At 65.1% G+C, this 18,688-nt stretch carries 12 protein-coding genes; 6 read left to right on the top strand and 6 right to left on the bottom strand.

The features are described from left to right. Nucleotide 1 precedes the first annotated feature (1 nt). Nucleotides 2-229: a sulfurtransferase TusA family protein gene (locus JMJ54_RS11715; protein ID WP_203538743.1), complete on the bottom strand. Its 228-nt coding sequence runs from the start codon at nt 227-229 to the stop codon at nt 2-4. A gap of 100 nt (nt 230-329) precedes the next feature. On the opposite strand from JMJ54_RS11715, the gene JMJ54_RS11710 reads away from it, so the two are divergent. The 6 genes from JMJ54_RS11710 (at nt 330) to JMJ54_RS11685 (ending at nt 6,656) form a co-directional block, all read left to right on the top strand. Next, nucleotides 330-986, top strand: a complete 657-nt coding sequence (locus JMJ54_RS11710) for a response regulator transcription factor (protein WP_203538742.1) — start codon at nt 330-332, stop codon at nt 984-986. Next, complete coding sequence (locus JMJ54_RS11705) at nt 983-2,269, top strand: ATP-binding protein (RefSeq protein WP_203538741.1); 1,287 nt, start codon at nt 983-985, stop codon at nt 2,267-2,269. Before JMJ54_RS11710 ends, JMJ54_RS11705 begins: the two co-directional genes overlap by 4 nt. A gap of 105 nt (nt 2,270-2,374) precedes the next feature. Continuing rightward, nucleotides 2,375-2,956 carry a CNP1-like family protein gene (locus JMJ54_RS11700; protein ID WP_203538740.1) on the top strand — a complete coding sequence of 194 codons (582 nt, stop codon included), beginning with the start codon at nt 2,375-2,377 and terminating at the stop codon, nt 2,954-2,956. A 9-nt stretch (nt 2,957-2,965) separates the two neighbouring features. Then, the gene (locus tag JMJ54_RS11695) at nt 2,966-4,123 is read left to right on the top strand and encodes a sugar diacid recognition domain-containing protein (protein WP_203538739.1); all 1,158 of its coding nucleotides are present in this window, start codon (nt 2,966-2,968) and stop codon (nt 4,121-4,123) included. 120 nt (nt 4,124-4,243) lie between these two features. Then, nucleotides 4,244-5,503, top strand: a complete 1,260-nt coding sequence (locus JMJ54_RS11690; protein WP_203538738.1) for a GntP family permease — start codon at nt 4,244-4,246, stop codon at nt 5,501-5,503. A gap of 13 nt (nt 5,504-5,516) precedes the next feature. Beyond that, the gene (locus tag JMJ54_RS11685) at nt 5,517-6,656 is read left to right on the top strand and encodes a glycerate kinase (RefSeq protein ID WP_203538737.1); all 1,140 of its coding nucleotides are present in this window, start codon (nt 5,517-5,519) and stop codon (nt 6,654-6,656) included. A 60-nt stretch (nt 6,657-6,716) separates the two neighbouring features. Here JMJ54_RS11685 and nagZ read toward each other — a convergent pair whose 3' ends face one another. The 5 genes from nagZ to JMJ54_RS11660 all read right to left on the bottom strand — a co-directional run bounded on the left by nagZ (nt 6,717) and on the right by JMJ54_RS11660 (nt 18,413). Next, entirely contained in the window at nt 6,717-8,255 is a 1,539-nt protein-coding gene (gene nagZ / locus JMJ54_RS11680) for a beta-N-acetylhexosaminidase (protein WP_203538736.1), read from the bottom strand. A 171-nt stretch (nt 8,256-8,426) separates the two neighbouring features. Beyond that, a complete protein-coding gene (locus JMJ54_RS11675) occupies nt 8,427-9,434 on the bottom strand; it encodes a phytanoyl-CoA dioxygenase family protein (protein WP_203538735.1) in 1,008 nt (335 codons plus the stop codon). A gap of 99 nt (nt 9,435-9,533) precedes the next feature. Then, the gene (locus JMJ54_RS11670; protein WP_203538734.1) at nt 9,534-10,889 is read right to left on the bottom strand and encodes an MATE family efflux transporter; all 1,356 of its coding nucleotides are present in this window, start codon (nt 10,887-10,889) and stop codon (nt 9,534-9,536) included. Further along, a complete protein-coding gene (locus tag JMJ54_RS11665) occupies nt 10,883-12,241 on the bottom strand; it encodes a DUF6271 family protein (RefSeq protein ID WP_203538733.1) in 1,359 nt (452 codons plus the stop codon). The genes JMJ54_RS11670 and JMJ54_RS11665 overlap by 7 nt, the downstream gene beginning before the upstream one ends. A 58-nt stretch (nt 12,242-12,299) precedes the next feature. Continuing rightward, entirely contained in the window at nt 12,300-18,413 is a 6,114-nt protein-coding gene (locus tag JMJ54_RS11660) for an aminotransferase class V-fold PLP-dependent enzyme (protein WP_203538732.1), read from the bottom strand. Nucleotides 18,414-18,688: the final 275 nt, after the last annotated feature.

Genomic DNA, 18,688 nt, shown 5'->3' with positions numbered 1-18,688 from the left:
TTCAGCGCTTGCGGATCAGGAAGTGGAAACGGTCGTCGGCAGCGGTCGATTCGACCAGCGCGTGCCCGGTCTGGCGGCAGAAGGCGGCGAAGTCGGTCGGCGTCGCCGGATCGGTGCAGGTGACGAACAGCGTCTGGCCCGATTCGAGCGTCGCCAGCGCCTTTTTGGTGCGCAGGATGGGCAGCGGGCAGTTGAGGCCCGAAAGATCGAGGGTCTGGTCGGCGGACATGGCGGCGGGGACGCTGGTCAAAATGCCATTGTAACGCGCCGTCTGCCCGTCCCGCGCCGGCGGTGAAATAATGGCAGCTGGAAAAAGGCGGAACACGACGATGCGAATCCTGCTGGTGGAAGACGACCCCCTGCTCGGCGACGGTGTGCAGGAAGGCCTGCGCGAGGCCGGCTGGACCGTCGACTGGATCACCGACGGCGAAGCGGCACGCACGACGCTGCAGGCCGACGCGAGTTTCGACGGACTCGTGCTCGACCTCGGGCTGCCGAGGCTGCCCGGGCTCGATCTGCTGCGCTGGCTGCGCGGCGCCGGCCTGGCCCTGCCGGTGCTGATCCTGACCGCGCGTGACGGCGTCGACGACCGGATCGCCGGGCTCAATGCCGGCGCCGACGATTACCTCGTCAAGCCGTTCGCGCTGGGCGAACTCGACGCGCGGCTGCATGCGCTGCTGCGGCGCGCCAACGGCCGCGCCGCGACCGAGATGTGCTGGCGCGACGTCGCGTTCGACGCCAGCAGCCTGACCGCGCGCCGCAACGGCGAAGTACTGAACCTGACGTCGATGGAGGCACGGCTGCTGCACCTGCTGCTGTCGGCGCGACCGCGCTACCTTTCGCGCGAGCAGATCGAGGTCCGCCTGTACGGCTGGCTCGATGCCGGCGAAAGCAACAGCCTCGACGTGCACCTGTCGCACCTGCGCAAGAAGCTCGGCGCCGGCAGCATCGAAAACGCCCGTGGCCTCGGCTGGCGGCTGGCATGACGACCGCGCCGCGTTCGCTGCTGTGGCGGCTTGGCGCCTCGCTCGCCATCACCGTACTCGCGCTGTGGCTGGCGATGATCATCAGCGTGGGCCTGCAGGTTCGCCACGAAGTCGGCAAGGCGCTCGATACCCAGCTGGAATGGAACGCCAAGCTTGCGCTTGCCGCGTTCACCGATGATCCGGTCGCGCTGCCGATCGCCGACCTGCACCAGACCGCCTTTGCGCTGTACGACGATCACGGCCGGCTGCAGGAGGCAAGCACCAGTCCGCCGTTGCCGATGCTCGATCGCGATCATCACGAGTTCGATTTCAACGGCCAGCCCTGGGTCATCCGCATTGCCAAGTCGGCCCATCACACCATGGTGCTCGGCGAGCCGCTGTCGGTGCGCGATCACACCGCGCTCGACACCGCCCGCGACATGGCGCTGCCGATGCTGATCGTGCTCGCACTGCTGTTGCCATTGGTGCTCTGGCTGGTCTGGCGCGGCCTGCAGCCGGTGCGCGACTTTGCCGATGCCGTCGCCGCACGCACACCGGCACGACTCGAACCGCTGGCCCAGGCGTTGCCGCGGGAACTGACCCCGCTGCAGGGCACGCTGAACCGGCTGTTCGACGAGCTCGACGCCGCGTTCTCGCGCGAGCGGCGCTTCACCGCCGATGCGGCGCACGAGCTGCGCACGCCGCTCGCCGCGGTCCAGATCCAGCTCGAAGTCGCCGAACGCGCCCGCGACCCCGAACGGCGCGACCGGGCCATGACCCAGGCGCTGGCCGCCTGCGGGCGTGCCAGCCGCCTTGTCGGCCAGTTGCTGGCCCTAGCGCGGCTCGAACAGCACGGCGCGGCACAGACGCTGGCGCGCGAGCGCATCGACTGGTCCCGGCTGTGCGACGCGCTGTTCACCGAACTCGACGCGGCCGGCATCCCGCCGCCGACGCTGCATCTCAACGCGCCGTCGCCCCTGCTCGGCGATTCGGCGCTGCTGACGGTGCTGCTGCGCAATCTGATCGACAATGCCCGCCGCTACGCCGGCGACGCGGCGACGGTGACCGTACACATCAACGCGCACACGCTGATCGTCGAGGACGACGGCCCCGGGGTCGATGCAGAGGCACTGGCGCGGCTCGGCGAGCGCTTCTTCCGCCCGGCCGGCCAGACGCTGCCCGGCGCCGGGCTCGGCCTGTCGATCGTTGCGCGCATCGCCACGCTGCACCGCGCCGAGTTCCGCGCCGGCAACCGCGACGGTGGCGGCTTTGCCGCCCAGGTCACTTTTCCGATGCCCGCCTAACGGGCAGGCACGCTCAGGCTCGGCCGCCGGGCGCGTAGCACCGCCGTCCGGTCGAGCCCCGCACGCGGCTGTGCTAGCATCGCACGCACTATCCGGAGTCCGCAGATGAATCGCCTTGCCCTGATCACCGCCCTTTTGAGCCTTTCCATCGGCGCCCATGCGGCCGAGTTCAACAACCCGCAGACCGCGGGTGACAACACCGGCCTGAACATCATGGACATGCTCAAGGACAAGGAGCAGCCCGCCCCGGCCGAGAAGCCGTTTCCCCGGCCCGATCTGGCGACACTGAAGCAATGGGCGCCGTTCACCGTCAACTACGAATCGCGCCGCAACAGCTTCTACATCGCCATCGACTCGATCACCGTCAGCCCCGACGACAAGCTGGTGCGCTACGCCGTCGCCGTGGTGCCGAAGGGCGGCGTCTGGAACGTCACCTACGAAGCGCTCGACTGCAACAGCGCCCAGTACCGTGTCTATGCCTACGGCAATGGCGAAGGCCAGTGGCAGGACCTGAACCGCAAGTGGCAAAAGGTCGTCAAGGAGAACTACAACGCCTACTCCGGCGAGCTGCTGGACGATTTCTGCCGCTTCGACGATCCGATGAAACAGGACGATATCCGCTCGGGCTTCGGCAAGACCCGCATCGAGAAGCCGGGGGTCAATCCCGGTGGCGGCATGGGTTCCTGAGCCGACGGCATGAGCCGGCTCGACGCCGCGCTGGCGCAGGAGATCGTTGCGCGGACCATGCGCATCATCGACTGCAACGTCAACGTCATGGACGAGCACGGCACCATCATCGCCAGCGGCCACGCCGAGCGCATCGGCCAGCGGCATGAAGGCGCCCTGCTGGCACTGGCGCAGGCGCGTACCGTCGAAATCGACACGGCCACCGCCGACCGGCTGCAGGGCGTGCGCCCGGGCATCAACCTGCCGCTGCACAACGAAGGCCGCATCGTCGGCGTGATCGGCCTGACCGGGAAACCGGCGGCGGTCCGCCAGTTCGGCGAACTGGTGCGGATCACCGCCGAGATGACGCTCGAACAGGCCAGGCTGACCCGGCTGCTGGCCCGCGACACCCGCTTGCGCGAAGAGCTGGTGCTCGAACTCGTGCGCACCGAATCCCCCGATGCCACGCTGACCGACTGGGCCCGCCAGCTCGGTGTCGATCTGGCAGCGCCGCGCGTCGCCGCGGTGATCGAGATCGACAGCGGCGAACTCGGCGTCGATGCCGCCTTCAACGAACTGCAACGGCTGCAGACGCTGCTGACCGTACCGGAGCGCGACAACCTGATCGCCACGGTCTCGCTGTCCGAGGTCGTCGTGCTCAAGCCGGTGGTCGAACGCGCCGGCCGCTGGGATTACGAATCGCACCGCGACCGCGTCTGGCAGCTGCTGGCGCGGATGCGCGCCGAAAGCCCGCTCGGCATCCGCATCGCGCTCGGCAACTACTTCAACAGTGCCGGCGGCGTGGCCCGCTCGTACCGGACCGCCGCCACGGCGCTGCGGCTCGGGCGCCGCCGCGATCCGAACGCCCGCGCCTACTTCTATCAGGATCTGGCGCTGCCGGTGCTGCTCGAGGGCCTGCACCACAGCTGGCAGGCCGCCGAACTGGCGCGACCGCTGGCGCAACTGGCGCAGGCCGACACCCACGGCCAGCTGCGCGACACGCTGCTGGCGTGGTTCGGCAACGACATGCACCCGGGCCGGACCGCGCAGGCGCTCGACATCCACCGCAACACCCTCGATTACCGGCTGGCACGCATCGCCGACCTCACCGGCCTGGTGCTCGGCCGCACCGATGATCGGCTGCTGCTGTACGTCGCCTTGCAGCTCGACCTGACCCGGCCGGCTTGATCCTCGTCAATTGCCAGAACATCCCCAAAATATTCCATCGTAATTTGTGCAATCGCACGAAGACGTAGTCGATTTCACCGCACTACCATTTGCCCCACAACAGTGCATGGGAGTCGGAACATGGAAGTCACCACCCTCGGCGCAATGGCGGCGCTTGTCGTCGCCATCGGCCTGATCCTCAAGAAAGTCCCGCCGGCCTACGGCATGATCGTCGGCGCGCTCGTCGGCGGCCTCGTCGGCGGCGTCGACATCTCGGCAACCGTCGAACTGATGATGGGCGGTGCCAAGGGCATCATCCCGGCGGTGATGCGCATCCTCGCTGCCGGTGTCCTCGCCGGCGTGCTGATCGAATCGGGTGCTGCGGCATCGATCGCCGAAGCGATCGTCAAGAAGCTCGGCGAAACCCGGGCGCTGCTGGCGCTGGCCGTCGCGACGATGATCCTGACCGCCGTCGGCGTGTTCATCGACGTGGCCGTGATCACCGTGGCACCGATCGCACTGGCGATTGCCCGCCGCGCCGACCTGTCGAAAATGGCGATCCTGATCGCGATGATCGGCGGCGGCAAGGCAGGCAATGTGATGAGCCCGAACCCCAACGCGATCGCCGCAGCCGATGCCTTCAAGCTGCCGCTGACGGACGTCATGGCCGCCGGCATCATTCCGGGCCTGTTCGGTCTGGTTGCGGCCTACTTCATCGCCAAGCGCCTGATCAACCGCGGCAGCAAGGTGCAGGAAGCCGAAGTGATCCAGCACGACCACGGCAGCCTGCCCGGCGTCGGCGCCGCGCTGGTCGCACCGCTGGTGGCGATCGTGCTGCTGATGCTTCGTCCGCTGTTCGGCATCAAGATCGACCCGATGATCGCGCTGCCGCTCGGCGGCCTGCTGGGCGCGCTGGCCATGGGCAAGTTCAAGAACAGCAACAGCTATGCCGTCGCCGGTCTGGGCCGGATGGCACCGGTCGCGATCATGCTGCTCGGCACTGGTGCGCTGGCCGGCATCATCGGCGCCTCGCACCTGAAAACCGTGCTGATCGACGTGCTGCAGGCGTCCGGGCTGCCCGCCTATGTGCTGGCGCCGGTCTCGGGTGCGCTGATGTCGCTGGCCACCGCGTCGACGACCGCCGGTACCGTTGTCGCCTCGCAGGTGTTCAGCAGCACGCTGCTCGAACTCGGCGTGCCGGCACTGGCCGCGGCCGCGATGATCCACAGCGGTGCGACGGTCTTCGACCACATGCCGCACGGCAGCTTCTTCCACGCCACCGGCGGCGCCGTGAACATGAGCATCAGCGAACGCCTGAAGCTGATTCCGTACGAAACCGCCATCGGTCTGGTGATCACCATCGTGTCGACGCTGATCTTCGGCGTGTTCAAGATCTTCTGACAAGGAGCGAACCATGAAAATCGTCATCGCCCCCGACTCGTACAAGGAAAGCCTGTCGGCGCTCGACGTCGCGATCAACATCGAGGCCGGCATGCGCGAAATCTGGCCCGACGCCGACTACGTGAAACTGCCGGTCGCCGACGGCGGCGAAGGCACCGTCGCCGCCATGGTCGACGCACTGAACGGCAAGCTGGTGCACACCAGCGTGACCGGCCCGCTCGGCGACTGTGTCCAGGCGTTTTACGGCCTGTCCGGCGACGGCCAGACCGCAGTGATCGAAATGGCCGCCGCCAGCGGCCTGGCGCTGGTGCCGCCCAGCCTGCGCAATCCGCTGCAGACGACGACCTACGGCACCGGCGAGCTGATCCGCGCCGCGCTCGACGCCGGTGCCCGCCGCTTCATCATCGGCATCGGCGGCAGCGCGACCAATGACGGCGGTGCCGGCATGGTGCAGGCGCTCGGCGCGAAGCTGCTCGACCGCGACGGCCGGGAAATCGGCTTCGGCGGCGGCGCGCTGGCGCGACTGGCGCAGATCGACATCGGCGGCCTCGACCCGCGGCTGGCCGAGTGCCGGATCGACGTCGCCTGCGACGTCGACAACCCGCTGACCGGGCCCAAGGGCGCCTCGCACGTGTTCGGACCGCAAAAGGGCGCCACGCCCGAGATCGTCGCCCAGCTCGACGCCAATCTCGCCCACTACGCCAGCATCATCGGTCACGATCTCGGCGTCCACGTCGACACGGTGCCCGGTGCCGGTGCGGCCGGTGGCATGGGCGCGGCGATGCTCGCGTTTCTGGGTGGCACACTGCGGCCGGGGATCGAGATCGTCATGGAGGCGGTCGGCCTCGACACCATCGTCGCCGACGCCGATCTGGTGATCACCGGCGAGGGCCGGATCGACAGCCAGACCATCCACGGCAAGACACCGATCGGCGTCGCCCGCGTCGCCAAGCGCCACGGCAAGCCGGTGATCGGCATCGCCGGCTGCCTGACCCCCGACGTCGGCGTCGTCCACGAACACGGCATCGACGCGGTGTTCAGCGTGCTCTACCACGCCTGCTCGGTCGACGAAGCGCTGGCCAAGGCCGCCGAGAACGTCCGGCTGGCCGCGCGCAATATCGCTGCCGGCCTGCAGATCGGCCGCAGCCTGTAGGCACTTGCCGCAACGAAAAAACGGCGCCCGAGGGCGCCGTTTCTTTTGCCTTGCCGGACCTTAGCGGCCGAGCAGCTTGTTGACCACCGGCTCCAGTGCCGGCGGACGGCAGCCGAAGCTGGCACAGCGACCGAGCGCCTGCGGCGCCAGATCCATGTCGTACGGCAGACGACCCGCGACCACCCACAGCTTGTCCTGCGGCAGCGCCTTGATCAGCCGTTGCTGGCCTTCGATCAGCTGTGCGTTGTAGGTCTGCAGCACGATCTGTTCGGCGCCCTGGGCGAAAGCGATCGCACCGTCGACTTCTTCCTGCAGCGCTTCGGCCGACAGTGCGTACTCGCGCACCTGCACGCCGGCTTCTTCGAGCGCCGGCAGCATCGAGCTGCGCGGCTCCTTGTTGCGCGCGATGGCCACTTCGTCGATTTCCGAGCGCGAGCGCACTTCGACGGTGATCAGCGTCACCGGCTTGCTGAGGTCGAGCGGCTGGAAGTCGCCCTGGACCTGCAGTGCGGCAGCCTGGACCTTGCGTGCCAGCGCCAGCGATTCGGTCTTCATCAGGCCTTGCGGCTCGACCGGGGCGTTCTGCCATTCCTGTACCGCCTTGCTGCGCTTGAGCACCATCACGCGGGCCAGTGCCTCGTCGATGCGCGCTTCGGAGATTTCACCGCGCTCGACTGCCTGCAGCACCGCTTCGACCGCGGCCTGCTGACGCTCTTCGAGGTGCGACACCAGCACGATGTCGGCACCGGCCTGCAGCGTGCCGACGGCACCGACTGCCACGCCCACGCCTTCGGAGATCGCAGCCATTTCCAGACAGTCGGAAATCACCACGCCCTTGAAGCCCATTTCTTCGCGCAGCAGGCCCGTCAGTACGTTCTTCGATAGGGTGGCCGGCATGGCGGCATCCGGTTCGATCGCCGGGAACGCCACGTGCGCGGTCATGATCGCGTCGACACCGGCGTCGATCGCGGCCTGGAACGGCGCCAGTTCGACGGCCTTGAGGCGGGCCTTGTCGTGCGGCACGACCGACATCGCATAGTGCGAATCGGTTGCGGTATCACCGTGCCCCGGGAAGTGCTTGGCGGTGGCGATCATGCCGGCGTGCTGCAGGCCACGTACTGCTGCAAGGCCGTATTCGATCACCGTTTCCGCGTCCTCACCGTAGGCACGGACACCGATCACCGGGTTGAGGGGGTTGTTGTTGACGTCGAGCACCGGCGCCAGATTCATGTTCAAACCGATCTGGCGCATTTCCTCGCCATTGATCTGGCTCAGCTTTTCGCAATCGGCCGTCGAGCCCGCAGCCTGGAACGCCATGGCCGCCGGAATCGGCGTCACGCCCTGCTCGATCCGCATGACCATGCCGCCTTCCTGATCGAGCGAAATCAGCAGCGGAATATCACTGACTTCCGCATTGACTTCCTGCAGACGCCGACAGAGCTTGGCAATTTGTGCCGGCGTATGCACATTGCGACGAAACAGAATTACGCCACCCACCCGTTGTTCGCGAATCATCCGGGTAATGTGATCATTCACTTCCAGAGCATCAAAACCAACCATGAACAATTGGCCGACCTTGCTACGCAATTCGTGATTCATGAACTCTTCCTCTGACTGCCGACGGCTGTCGGTCATATTTATTGATCACATGCAAATCCAACATCGCAATCTGAGCAAAACGCGTTGTGTTTTGCCAGCAACACATCCCTTCAGCAACATCGATTGACGCCCGGATCACCCCCGTCCGGGACCCGATATGGCCATCCGGCACTAGTCCGGCCAGACGTCCAGACCCAGTAGTTTCCGTCCCAGCTGTGTAAGCTGCGCCGGCCCGTAGCGCTTGGATTCAGGATGTTTTGCATCGCCAATGAACGTAACATTAGTGTCAGGATGAACGACCTCCTGATACCAGCGGCTGCGTTGCTTTCTGAGTGTAGCATGGTCCTTCAAGGCCGGCGTCATCGTCACGTACTGCACCGAGCGTACCTTGTCCTGACTTACATTCGGCGCAATGCCGTGCAGCAACAGGCCATTGAAGATCAGCAGATCGCCTGCTTTCATCTCCGGCTTCACGACCGGATACTGACTGTATTCGGCCGGGTCGGGGTTGGTCGGATGGCTATCCTTGCCCCGGCCTTTCCGCCAATCCTCGAGGTAATGGAACAAATCCGGCGAGCACTGGAATCCGCCGGTTTCCGCTTCGGTATCGGTCAACTGAATCAGACCCTGTACCCGCAGCGGCAATACCGGCGCATTGATATCGATATCCCAGTGAATGAATGAACCCCATTCGGCGCGATTGCCCACGGTCGGGAAATTGAGATTGACCCGGTCGACGGAAACCCACAATTCCTCCATATCCCAGATATCGACAAAAGCGTCATAAACGCGCTGGCTAGTCCGGTTATCCCAAAGCTGCTGGTGGTGATACATCTCCACCATCCCCTTGGCATACAATTCCTTTTCCCACGACCAGCCTTCCTTGAAGTCGCTGTCCGGGCGCAGCCAGGTGTCCGGGCGTTGCGGATCCTTGCCGGCAAACGCCCACACCTCAGCCAGGGTATCCAGTGCCGTCTGGCGCGGAATGGCCTGTCTGATCACGACGTAGCCGTTGCGGCGCCAGAACGCCAGGTCATCCTCGGACAGCACCCGCAGTGGCAGCTGTTTTTCCAGCCGGTGCAGGGCGGTCGGGTAAAAGTAGTTCTCGGCGTCGCGGCTGACCATCGTGCGCGAACCGCCGCTGTGGAATTCGGGAAGGACTTCGATCGGCTTGTTCATTGTTCATATCCGGCTGGTCCGCGCTTTCGCGCGGGATTGGCGATCACGGTCGCCGGCCTTCGCATCGCGAGGGCCGGCTGCATAACGGTTTCTTGCGGTTTATTGCACAGCGAGATTGCGGACCCAGACGCCGCGCAGTACGCGCTGGATGGTCAGGAAGGCCTTGGCCAGCTCTTCGAGCAGGACCAGCGCGATCACGAAGGACACATCGAGCTTCATGTAGATGCCGGCCCACCACGCAACCGGAATGCCGACGCACCACAGGCCGAACTGGTCGATGAACATCGTGTACTTGATGTCGCCGCCACTACGCAGAATGCCGATGATGCCGACGAAGTTGATCACCTTCAGGCACAGGCCGAACGCCATGATGGTCAGCACGCCCTGTGCTGCGGCCAGCGGCTGCTGCATGCCGTTGAGCAGCCAGACCAGCTGGCCGCTGAAGGCATAGGTGACCAGGGCCGCGAGCAGCGCCACCAGCGGCGACAGCAGCAGGAAGGCGCGCGACTGCCCGCGGGCGCGGTCGAGGTTGTTCGCTCCCAGCTCGTGCCCCAGCATGATGCTGGTTGCCGTCGACAGGCCGACGAAGGCCGACATCATCATCGCGTCGAACGGCGCCAGCAGGTTGATCACCGACAGCACATCGGTCCCCATGCGGCCGTAGATCGACTGGTACACGAAGAAACCCGCGCCCCAGATGCCGTTGTGGATCGCCAGCGGAATGCCCTGCTTGAGGAAAGCGCCGAAACTGGCGGCCTCGAAGGCTGCGGCAAGATGACGCCGGCCCGGCACCAGTTGCGGATACTTCTTGAACAGCACCAGCAGCAGCAGCGCCAGCTGGATCACCCGCGCGCAGCTGGTACCCAGCGCCGAACCGGTGACGCCCATCGCCGGCAGGCCGGCAAAACCGTAGATGAACACGAAGTTCAGCACGATGTTGCTCAGCACCGTCGCCAGGCCGATCCAGGTCGGCCATTTGGCTTCACCGGCCGAGTGCAGCGCCGCTTCCACCGGCAGCACCAGCGCCGTGGAAAAATAGGAAAAACACGTGACCAGCAGGAAGGCCGACGACAGCTCGATCAGCTGTGCATCGGTACTGGCCAGACCCATGATCTCTTCGGCACTCGTTGCGCAGAAAATGATGATCGGCAGCACCATCACGCTGCAGCAGATCAGCGCCTGGCACAGGCAACGCTTGAACTTGTCCATGTCCTGCGCGCCGAAATATTGCGCGCCGTTGATGGAGAAGATGCTCGACAGCGCCGACAGCAACAGGAAGGTGATCAGGAAAATCTTGCTGGCCAGCCCCACCGCCGCGATCTGCACCGAGCCCAGATGCGCCACCATGGCCGCATCCACCAGACCGAGCACCGAAAACAGCATGGTCTGCATTGAAATGGGGAGCGCAAGCTTGAATAGCTTCCTGAAGAAATCCCCATCGATATGGTTCAACATAATGCCTCGTCCTCTTTATTCGTTTTTTCGTTATGCCGGTTTCGCCATTCCGGTCGGTTTGCATTGTCATGCAAGTCGCGGGCCGCGTTCATCAATGACGGCCAAACGCGTGCAAGCGTTGCAAAATCGGTCACATCACGGGAAAACTCGTCGAGCAATACATCGCGCCGAATCTGCAACTGCGCAGCGAATTCGGCGTATTCGTCACCGAGGCTTTGATAGTTGTAAACGAGAATATCCAGTTTTTCCCGATTGATGCGCAGCAGCGGCTCAATCGGCCGTGCCAGATGCATCCATAGCGCGGCCGGCGCCAGTGCACGCCGGGCATCGAGCACGGTCTCCGCATTGGCACGAATGGCAGCGATGGCATCATGCAGCCAGGTCATGTACAGATAGTTCTTGACCATCCGGAACTGGTAATCGATGAATCCCTGCGGCGTCCGGCGTTCGTCGGTATAGAAATTGTCGATATGCCGGTTATGGTGAATCACCGGCAATTGCAATGCATCCATCAGGCTGAACAGGAAGTAATCGCTACCGATCGTATACAACGCCGGCGGCATTGGTACCTGGGCATGAATGTCGTAAAAGCAGAAATTGCAGGCATCGATCAGGAAGCTGTGCGCATACGCCAGTTCGGCACGATCAACTTCAAATCTGGATTGACCGTTGTCGATATAGGTCGCATCGACCCAGCGCCGCTTTTCGGCCGCATCCAGATGAAACGGCGCGAATTGGCCGAGAATCTCGTAGGACGCCGCCTCGTTGCGGTTGAACATCGGCATCACGTCGATCGACGTTTCACCGACATACGACGCACCGACCATCCGGATCGGCCCGATCGCGTGCGCGGCGTCGATGACGACCTCGTCGACGTTCGACACCGCCTCACGGGCCGGCAAGCCGATGAAGCGCAGCTCGTTGTAGACCGGATAGACCGGCTGTCCGTCACTGCTTTGATAGTGACTGTCCGAATCGCGCCGGTGCAGCGAACTGCAGCCGAAGTACTCGGCAAACAGGAACAGCCGGTTGGTTGCCGCACCGTACGACACGCCGTCCGGCTGCATCAGCGCTGCGATCACCGCATCGCAGCCGGCCCGTCGCAGCACGTCCGCCAGAATCCGGTCCTGACGGTCGCGCGGCAGATGGATCAGGCTCACCCCGGGCGGCGTTTGCAGCTGGCCGACCATCGCCGCATTGGCGGCCAGCGCCGCCGGTTCGGACGTGTCGGACACCAGCACGCAGACTTCGGTATCGAAGCGGCTGACGGCAAAAGCCGCTTCGTCGACCAGATTGCGGATGGCTTGGGCGCATTCCCGATGCGTCGGCATCGCCAGACATATCTTCTTCATTGGAAATCACGCTCCCCGCCGTTCAAACCTGCCTTCACCCCCGCTGTCATTCGGCGTATCAGTTGGCGCATACGGCCTCCGCTTCGGCCCGCGACTCCACCAGCAGCGCTTCCAGCCATTGAATCTGCTGATGGATTAGCGCGTCGACCGTGTCGCGGTGATAGCGCGTCTTGCAATAACCCCAGCGAATCACCAACCGGTCGCCCTGGTATTCGGCCTTGATGAACGGCGTAAAGCCGGCATGCATCAGGCCATCGGGCGAACCGGTCGATTCCGGCGCCTCGAGGAGAATGCGCTCGTCGTCCTTCGGCAAATGGATGCTGCGTGGCACGAAATTGAATTCGATCTGCGCTTCCGGCACCCGCTTCATGATTTCGACAATGGCCGGATCATTGCTCAGATAACGCAAACTGCTGTACGACAGTCCGTCATCCTGCAATTCGTTCAATTGGGCGTGGATGCCGCGGGCAATATCGATCCGGCTTGCGCCTCGCGGCAATGTCGCGAGATCGAGATGCGCGATGCTGTAATTGGACAGCCAGGCCACCGTGCGGCTGAGTTCGAACCGTGCATCGTGGCGGGCAATCCGGCCGTTGTGCACGGTATTGACCGCATAGCAGCTTTGCTTGAATTGCGACTTGTAAGTCATGGCCAGCGATGCCAGCAGCAGCGATGAAACCGGCACGCCTGCTTCGCGCGCCAATACTTCCAGCCCGGCGGTCGCCTGTTCGGTCAGCAATGCCGAACGGATTTCGAGCACGGACAGACCGAAATTGACGGCCAGCGCCTGCTGATTGCCATCGGCCGGCAATGGCAGGCAACGGCTCCAGTCCTTGCCTGCCCAATAATCCAGCTGCGGCAATGCCGCGCTTCTGGCGTAATTCGCCTGCCACTGCGCCCAATCCCGGATCGACGCGGTTTTTCTCGGCAATTGCAGCGCTTGCTGCCGCGCCAACTGGCGATACGCCGTTTCCAGATCGTCGAGAACGATGCCGAAGGAGTAGGCGTCGATGATCAGGTGATGCGCAAGGATGAACAGCCTGCGCGCCCGGTCGGGGCCGAAATCGAAGACGACGGCCTTGAACATCTGCCGGCCGATATCGAGGCTGCGCTGCAACTGGTCGCAGATCTGTTCGATCGTCGCCGCTTCGTCCGCCGGCGCGATGCCGGCCAGATCGATGCGCTGCCACCAGACCGGCATCGCGTCGAAGGCCAGCACGTGCTGCTGGTAGCGGCCGTCGTGCTGGGTCCACAGCACGCGCAAGCCGTCATGGTGCTGCAGCACTGCCGCCATCGCCCGTTGCAGGACGCCGAGGTCGACGTCGCGCTCGATATGGCAAAGCTGCGTCGCATTCCAGTGATGGTAGTTCGCGCGCTTGAGGAACCAGTGGTGGTTGGCGAGCAGCGGCACCTTGCCGGTGATCGCGGCCTGCGCACCGGTGTCGTCGTTGGCGCCGAGCTTGCAGCGCGCCGCCAGTTCGCGCAGCGGGAGGTTGGCGAAGACATCGCGCGGTGCCAGTTCGATGCCGCGCTGGCGCAGCCGGGTGACCAGCTGCACGACCAGCAGCGAATGCCCGCCGAGATCGAAGAAACGGCCGTCGGCGCTGACTTCGTCCCGGGTCAGCAGTTCGGCCCACAGCCCGGCCAGCAGTGTTTCCATTTCGCCTTGCGGTGCAATGAATACGCCTTGTTCTGCCGTCGGCTTGCGCTGCTGCAACTGACGCCGGTCGACCTTGCCGTTCGGCAGCAGCGGCAGGCTGTCGACGAAGTGCAGCGCGCCCGGCCGCATGTACGCGGGCAACTGGTCCTGCAGCGCCGCCTGCAGCTGCGGTTTCAGCGTCGCTTCCGCGGCATCGGCAACCAGCCAGGCGATCAGGCCGCGCGGCTGCGCCACCACCACGGCGTGGCTCACCTGCGGATGCGCCTTCAGCACCGCTTCGATTTCACCGGGCTCGATCCGGCAGCCGTTGAGCTTGATCTGCTGGTCGGCACGCCCGAGCAGCTCGATCTGGCCATCGGGCAACCAGCGCGCCATGTCGCCGGTCCGGTACATCCGGCCACCGAATGCGCGGTCGAACGGATTGGCGACGAAGCTGCCGGCGGTCAGCTCGGGCAGGCCGACGTAACCGTCGGCGACGCCGGCACCGGCGACGTGCAGCTCGCCGGCCACACCCGTCGGTACCGGCTGGCCGTAATGGTCGAGCACGTACAGGCTGGTGTTGGCGATCGGCTGGCCGGCCGGCACCGTGCGCAGGCCGTCGTCGCCCTCGACCAGCTCGTCGGCGCGGCTGAATACCCCGGCAGGCGAGGGGTCGAAACGGCGACCGATGTCGATCTGGTCGTTGAGCACGGCCACGAGGTCCTCGCCCTGCGTCAGCGGGTTGCACAGCACCACGCGGAACACGTCGATCGGCTCGGGGCTGATGTGCGGGACCAGCAGGCGCGTCTTCGACACGAAGGTCTCGTCGCGGTGGAACTGGAACTCCTGGATCTGCACCACCAGCCGGTTGAGTTCGGCGTTGTCTTCCGGCCGGTAGCCGTCGCGCAGGTGGCGCGGCAGATAGCGGTAATTGACGATGTTCATGTCCGGCGTGCCGATCAGCTCGAAGCATTCCGAACCGGCCACGAGGTCGGCAAAGTAGCGCGCCCGCGCCAGATTGCGCTCGACCAGCCAGGCATAGCCCTGCCGCGACAGCACGTTGAGGCTGGCGTGCAGGTAAAGCACGTTGGCCGGGCGCGAACCTTCGACCGTGTACTGGCCGAAGTCGAAGCTGCCCTGCTTGGCCTGATACGCCGCGTGGGTGGAGATCGCGTGGATCGACGCCGCATCGCGGAACAGGCACAGGCTGATGCCCTGCGGCATGTACAGCTGCTTGTGCGCGCAGAAGGTCACGCTGTCGGCCAGTTCGACGCCGGCCAGCAGGTTCTTGTGCTTGCGCGAGAACTGGAAGGCGCCACCCCAGGCCGCATCGACGTGGAAGTGGATGTTTTCGCGCGCGGCGATCTCGGCGATCTGCGGCAGCGGGTCGACAGTGCCGGTTTCGGTCGCGCCGGCAATGCCGACGATCGCGATGATCAGCTTGTTGGCACGGCGGCATTCGGCGATCTGCTGCTCCAGCGCCGCCGGCGACATCCGCTGCGCCTCGTCCTGCGCAACGTGGACCAGGCTTTCCTCGCCGAGGCCGAACAGCGCCACCGCCTTCTTCATCGAGTAGTGCATCAGCCGCGTGCCGAGAATGGCGACGCCGCTGTAGCCCAGTGACTGCACCGTCTGGTGCGCACCGCGCCGGACCAGCGTCTCCTTGCTGATGTCGTGGCCGATCAGCGCCTTGTTCCGTGCGCACCACAGCGCCAGCAGGTTGGCCACGGTACCGCCGCTGGTCACCGCGCCGAACACGTGATGCGGGTCCTGCACGTACTGCTGGTAGTAATCGGCCGGCAGGTCGAAGAACAGCCGGTGCAGCTGCGCCACCACCTGCCGTTCGAGGAAGGTCAGCACGCGCGAGGTCTCGATCTTGACCAGATTCTGGTTCATCGAGGTGATCAGCGCGCTCAGCTCGGGCAGGAAGCTCGGCAGGCCCGACGTCATGTGGCCGATGTAGCGGCTCGACACCACGTTCACCGTGTTGGGCACGACGTGCTGGTGCAGGCCGCGCAGGTAGGCGTCGTAACTGATCGGCGCGTTGGCGATGGTGGTGTCGGAAAAATCGAAGCGCGCATCGACCGGCGGCTCGGGCTGGTGCGCCACCGGCACGCCGGTGGACGGCTGCGCGTCGTCGCGGAAATAGCGGGTCACCGCATCGAGATCGTCATTGAAGACGCACTCGTGCCAGCTGACGTCGGCGCCGATCTCGGTCGACCCGTACAGATTGACCAGCCGCGCCATCGGCAGCGCCTGGTGGAAATCGCGGGCCAGTTCGCCCGGCAGCGCCTCGCCGCTGCTGATGACCAGCTCGAGCAGGTCCAGCTCGGCCAGACGGCCGCTGTCGAGCAATGCCCGCAGCAGCGACGGCACGACGGTCAGCCGCGTCACGGCATGCTGCTTCAGGAGATCGATCAGCGCACCGGTCTCGAACAGCTGCTCGCGATCGACGATCAGCAGCGGTGCGCCGCACACCAGCGACTGCATCAGCTCGGCGATGTGGTCGACGAAACCCAGCGACGTTTTCAGGCTGAACACTTCATGGCGGCCGGCCGGCCACGTCCGTTCCAGCCACGTCAGCCGGTTGACCAGACTGCGGTGCTGCGCCAGCACGCCCTTGGGACGGCCGCTGGAACCGGAGGTATACATGATGTAGGCCGGGTCGCCGCCGTTGGCCGGCAGGCCGGCACGGCCCTTGCCCGGCGCGAACGCCTCGGCGGCATCGACGCTCAGCACGTCCACACCGGCAAAGCGGCTCGCCTGCTCCGCCGTGGCCAGCACCGCCCGGACACCGGCATCGCCGACCATGCCGGCCAGACGCTGATCCGGGAAGGCCGGATCGAGCGGCACATAGACGCAACCGGCCTTCCAGACCGCCAGAATGGCGGCGACCAGGGCGAACGAATGCGGGATGCACACGCCGACGCGGCTGCCGGCGGGCAGCGCCCCGGCCTGCAGGCGCTCGGCCAGCCGGCTCGCGGCGGCGTCGAGCTCGCCGTAGGTGCAGCGTGCCGTGCCGTGGTGGAGCGCGACGGCATCGGGCTGGGTGCGCGCCTGCGCTTCGAACAGCTGGTGCGCACCGCAATCGGCAACGGGGACCGACGGCTGCGCGCGAGGCGACGCCAGCGCCTGTTCGGCAGCGGCGTCCAGCAGCGGCAACTCGCCCAGCCGCAGTTGCGGCTGCCGGGCGATGGCTTGCAGGATCAGTTGCAGGCTGTGCGCCATGCGGGCGATCGTCGCCCGCTTGAACAGCGCGGTGGCGTATTCCCAGCGCAGCACGGTACCGCCGCCGGCGGTATCGATCTCCAGCGTCAGGTCGAAACGCGCCGTGCAGACGTCGATCGCGACCGGCGCAACGCTCAGGCCGGCCAGCGCAAGGTCGCGGTGCGCATCGCCGCGATGGCGCAGCATGATCTGGAACAGCGGGTGGTAGGCCGGATCGCGATCGGTGCCCAAAGCCTGCACCAGCTGTTCGAGCGTCGTGTCCTGATGCGCGTCGGCGTCGTCCAGCGTCTGCCGGCTTTGCGCCAGAAGGTCGTCAAAGCACGGATTGCCGCTCAGGTCGGCGCGCAGCACCACATGGCCGGCCACCGGGCCGATCAGCCCGCCCATGCCCGCCCGGTCGCGCGGGTCCGACTCGGCCCCGACCACGATGTCGGTTTCGCCGGAATAGCGGCTCAATAGCGCCGAGAACGCCACATGGAACAGCGCCTTCGGCGTCACTTGCCGCTGCCGGGCCAGCGCGTGCAGGGCGGTACTCAGCGCCGGATCCAGCTGCTGCACGTGCGCGCTGCCCTGCCAGTCCGGCTCGGACGGGCGCGGATGGTCCAGCGGCAGGTTGTGGCATTGCGGCAGCGCAGCCAGACGCGCCTGCCAGTAGCCCAGTTGCGCATCGGCCTGCGCGGTCTGCCGGCCTTGCCAGCGCGCGAACTCGGCGTGCTGCACCGCGCTGGCCGGCACCGGCCCGGCGGCGTAATGCGCCGACAGCAGGCGATTGAAGAGCGGCAGCGAGACGTCGTCCATCGCGATCGCGTGAACGGTGAGGAACAGCACGTGGCAATCATTGCCGTGCACCAGCACCTGCGCCCGCACCATCAGGTCACGCGACAGATCGAACGGCCGCGCCAGTGCTTCGTCGCGGATCCGCGCAGCGGCGGCCTGACGCTGGGCAACGTCGGCATCGGACAGGTCGGTGACGGCAATCTCGATCCTGGCCGGCAGCAGCGCAGCTTGCGGGCCGACCTGATCGGCCTCGGCCGGATAAACCGTCCGCAGGACCGGATGACCATCGAGCACCTGATTCAGGGCGCTGCGCAAACGCGCGATATCGAGGCCGCCGTCGATCCGGTAGACGTTCAGGGCGTTGTAGTGCGCGCCGCCCTGATCGATGCGGTCGATCAGCCAGAGGCGTTTCTGGTTCGACGAGAGCGGCTGCGCTTCGTGGTCGCGGGCGGGGTTGCTGGATTCGGGCGGGGACTGGAAGCCGTTGCCCTCGGTGGGCAGCGGCTGGGCAAGATCGACGTTGGACATGGCTGGCTTGAAAACCTTCGATGTTTATAAGTTTTTGCTATGGCCACAGCAATATCATTCAGGTTTTTATTTCTTAATGACTTGCTATGAATGTAACCATTCGCGAAAACAGTAACGACACCGGGCTCACACCGTCATCTTACAAAACATGTATTAATGTAAACTAACGTAATTTAATATTAAGTTATATTGATATACTTCTTTTTTATTGATTACAAACAACATTCATATCGGCTTTACGTTTGAACTTAGACAGTTTTTGGAAAGTAAAATCA

Source organism: Jeongeupia naejangsanensis (assembly GCF_016865585.1).
GTDB classification, from domain to species: Bacteria; Pseudomonadota; Gammaproteobacteria; order Burkholderiales; family Chitinibacteraceae; genus Jeongeupia; species Jeongeupia naejangsanensis.
Note: the sequence above shows the minus strand (reverse complement) of the source record. Positions and strands in the feature narration are given on the sequence as shown.

Excerpts from the sequence above, each read along its gene's own strand:
- JMJ54_RS11715 (WP_203538743.1), bottom strand. The coding sequence starts at position 229 with ATGTCCGCCGACCAGACCCTCGATCTTTCGGGCCTCAACTGCCCGCTG.
- JMJ54_RS11710 (WP_203538742.1), top strand. The coding sequence starts at position 330 with ATGCGAATCCTGCTGGTGGAAGACGACCCCCTGCTCGGCGACGGTGTG.
- JMJ54_RS11705 (WP_203538741.1), top strand. The coding sequence starts at position 983 with ATGACGACCGCGCCGCGTTCGCTGCTGTGGCGGCTTGGCGCCTCGCTC.
- JMJ54_RS11700 (WP_203538740.1), top strand. The coding sequence starts at position 2,375 with ATGAATCGCCTTGCCCTGATCACCGCCCTTTTGAGCCTTTCCATCGGC.
- JMJ54_RS11695 (WP_203538739.1), top strand. The coding sequence starts at position 2,966 with ATGAGCCGGCTCGACGCCGCGCTGGCGCAGGAGATCGTTGCGCGGACC.
- JMJ54_RS11690 (WP_203538738.1), top strand. The coding sequence starts at position 4,244 with ATGGAAGTCACCACCCTCGGCGCAATGGCGGCGCTTGTCGTCGCCATC.
- JMJ54_RS11685 (WP_203538737.1), top strand. The coding sequence starts at position 5,517 with ATGAAAATCGTCATCGCCCCCGACTCGTACAAGGAAAGCCTGTCGGCG.
- nagZ (WP_203538736.1), bottom strand. The coding sequence starts at position 8,255 with ATGAATCACGAATTGCGTAGCAAGGTCGGCCAATTGTTCATGGTTGGT.
- JMJ54_RS11675 (WP_203538735.1), bottom strand. The coding sequence starts at position 9,434 with ATGAACAAGCCGATCGAAGTCCTTCCCGAATTCCACAGCGGCGGTTCG.
- JMJ54_RS11670 (WP_203538734.1), bottom strand. The coding sequence starts at position 10,889 with ATGTTGAACCATATCGATGGGGATTTCTTCAGGAAGCTATTCAAGCTT.
- JMJ54_RS11665 (WP_203538733.1), bottom strand. The coding sequence starts at position 12,241 with ATGAAGAAGATATGTCTGGCGATGCCGACGCATCGGGAATGCGCCCAA.
- JMJ54_RS11660 (WP_203538732.1), bottom strand. The coding sequence starts at position 18,413 with ATGTCCAACGTCGATCTTGCCCAGCCGCTGCCCACCGAGGGCAACGGC.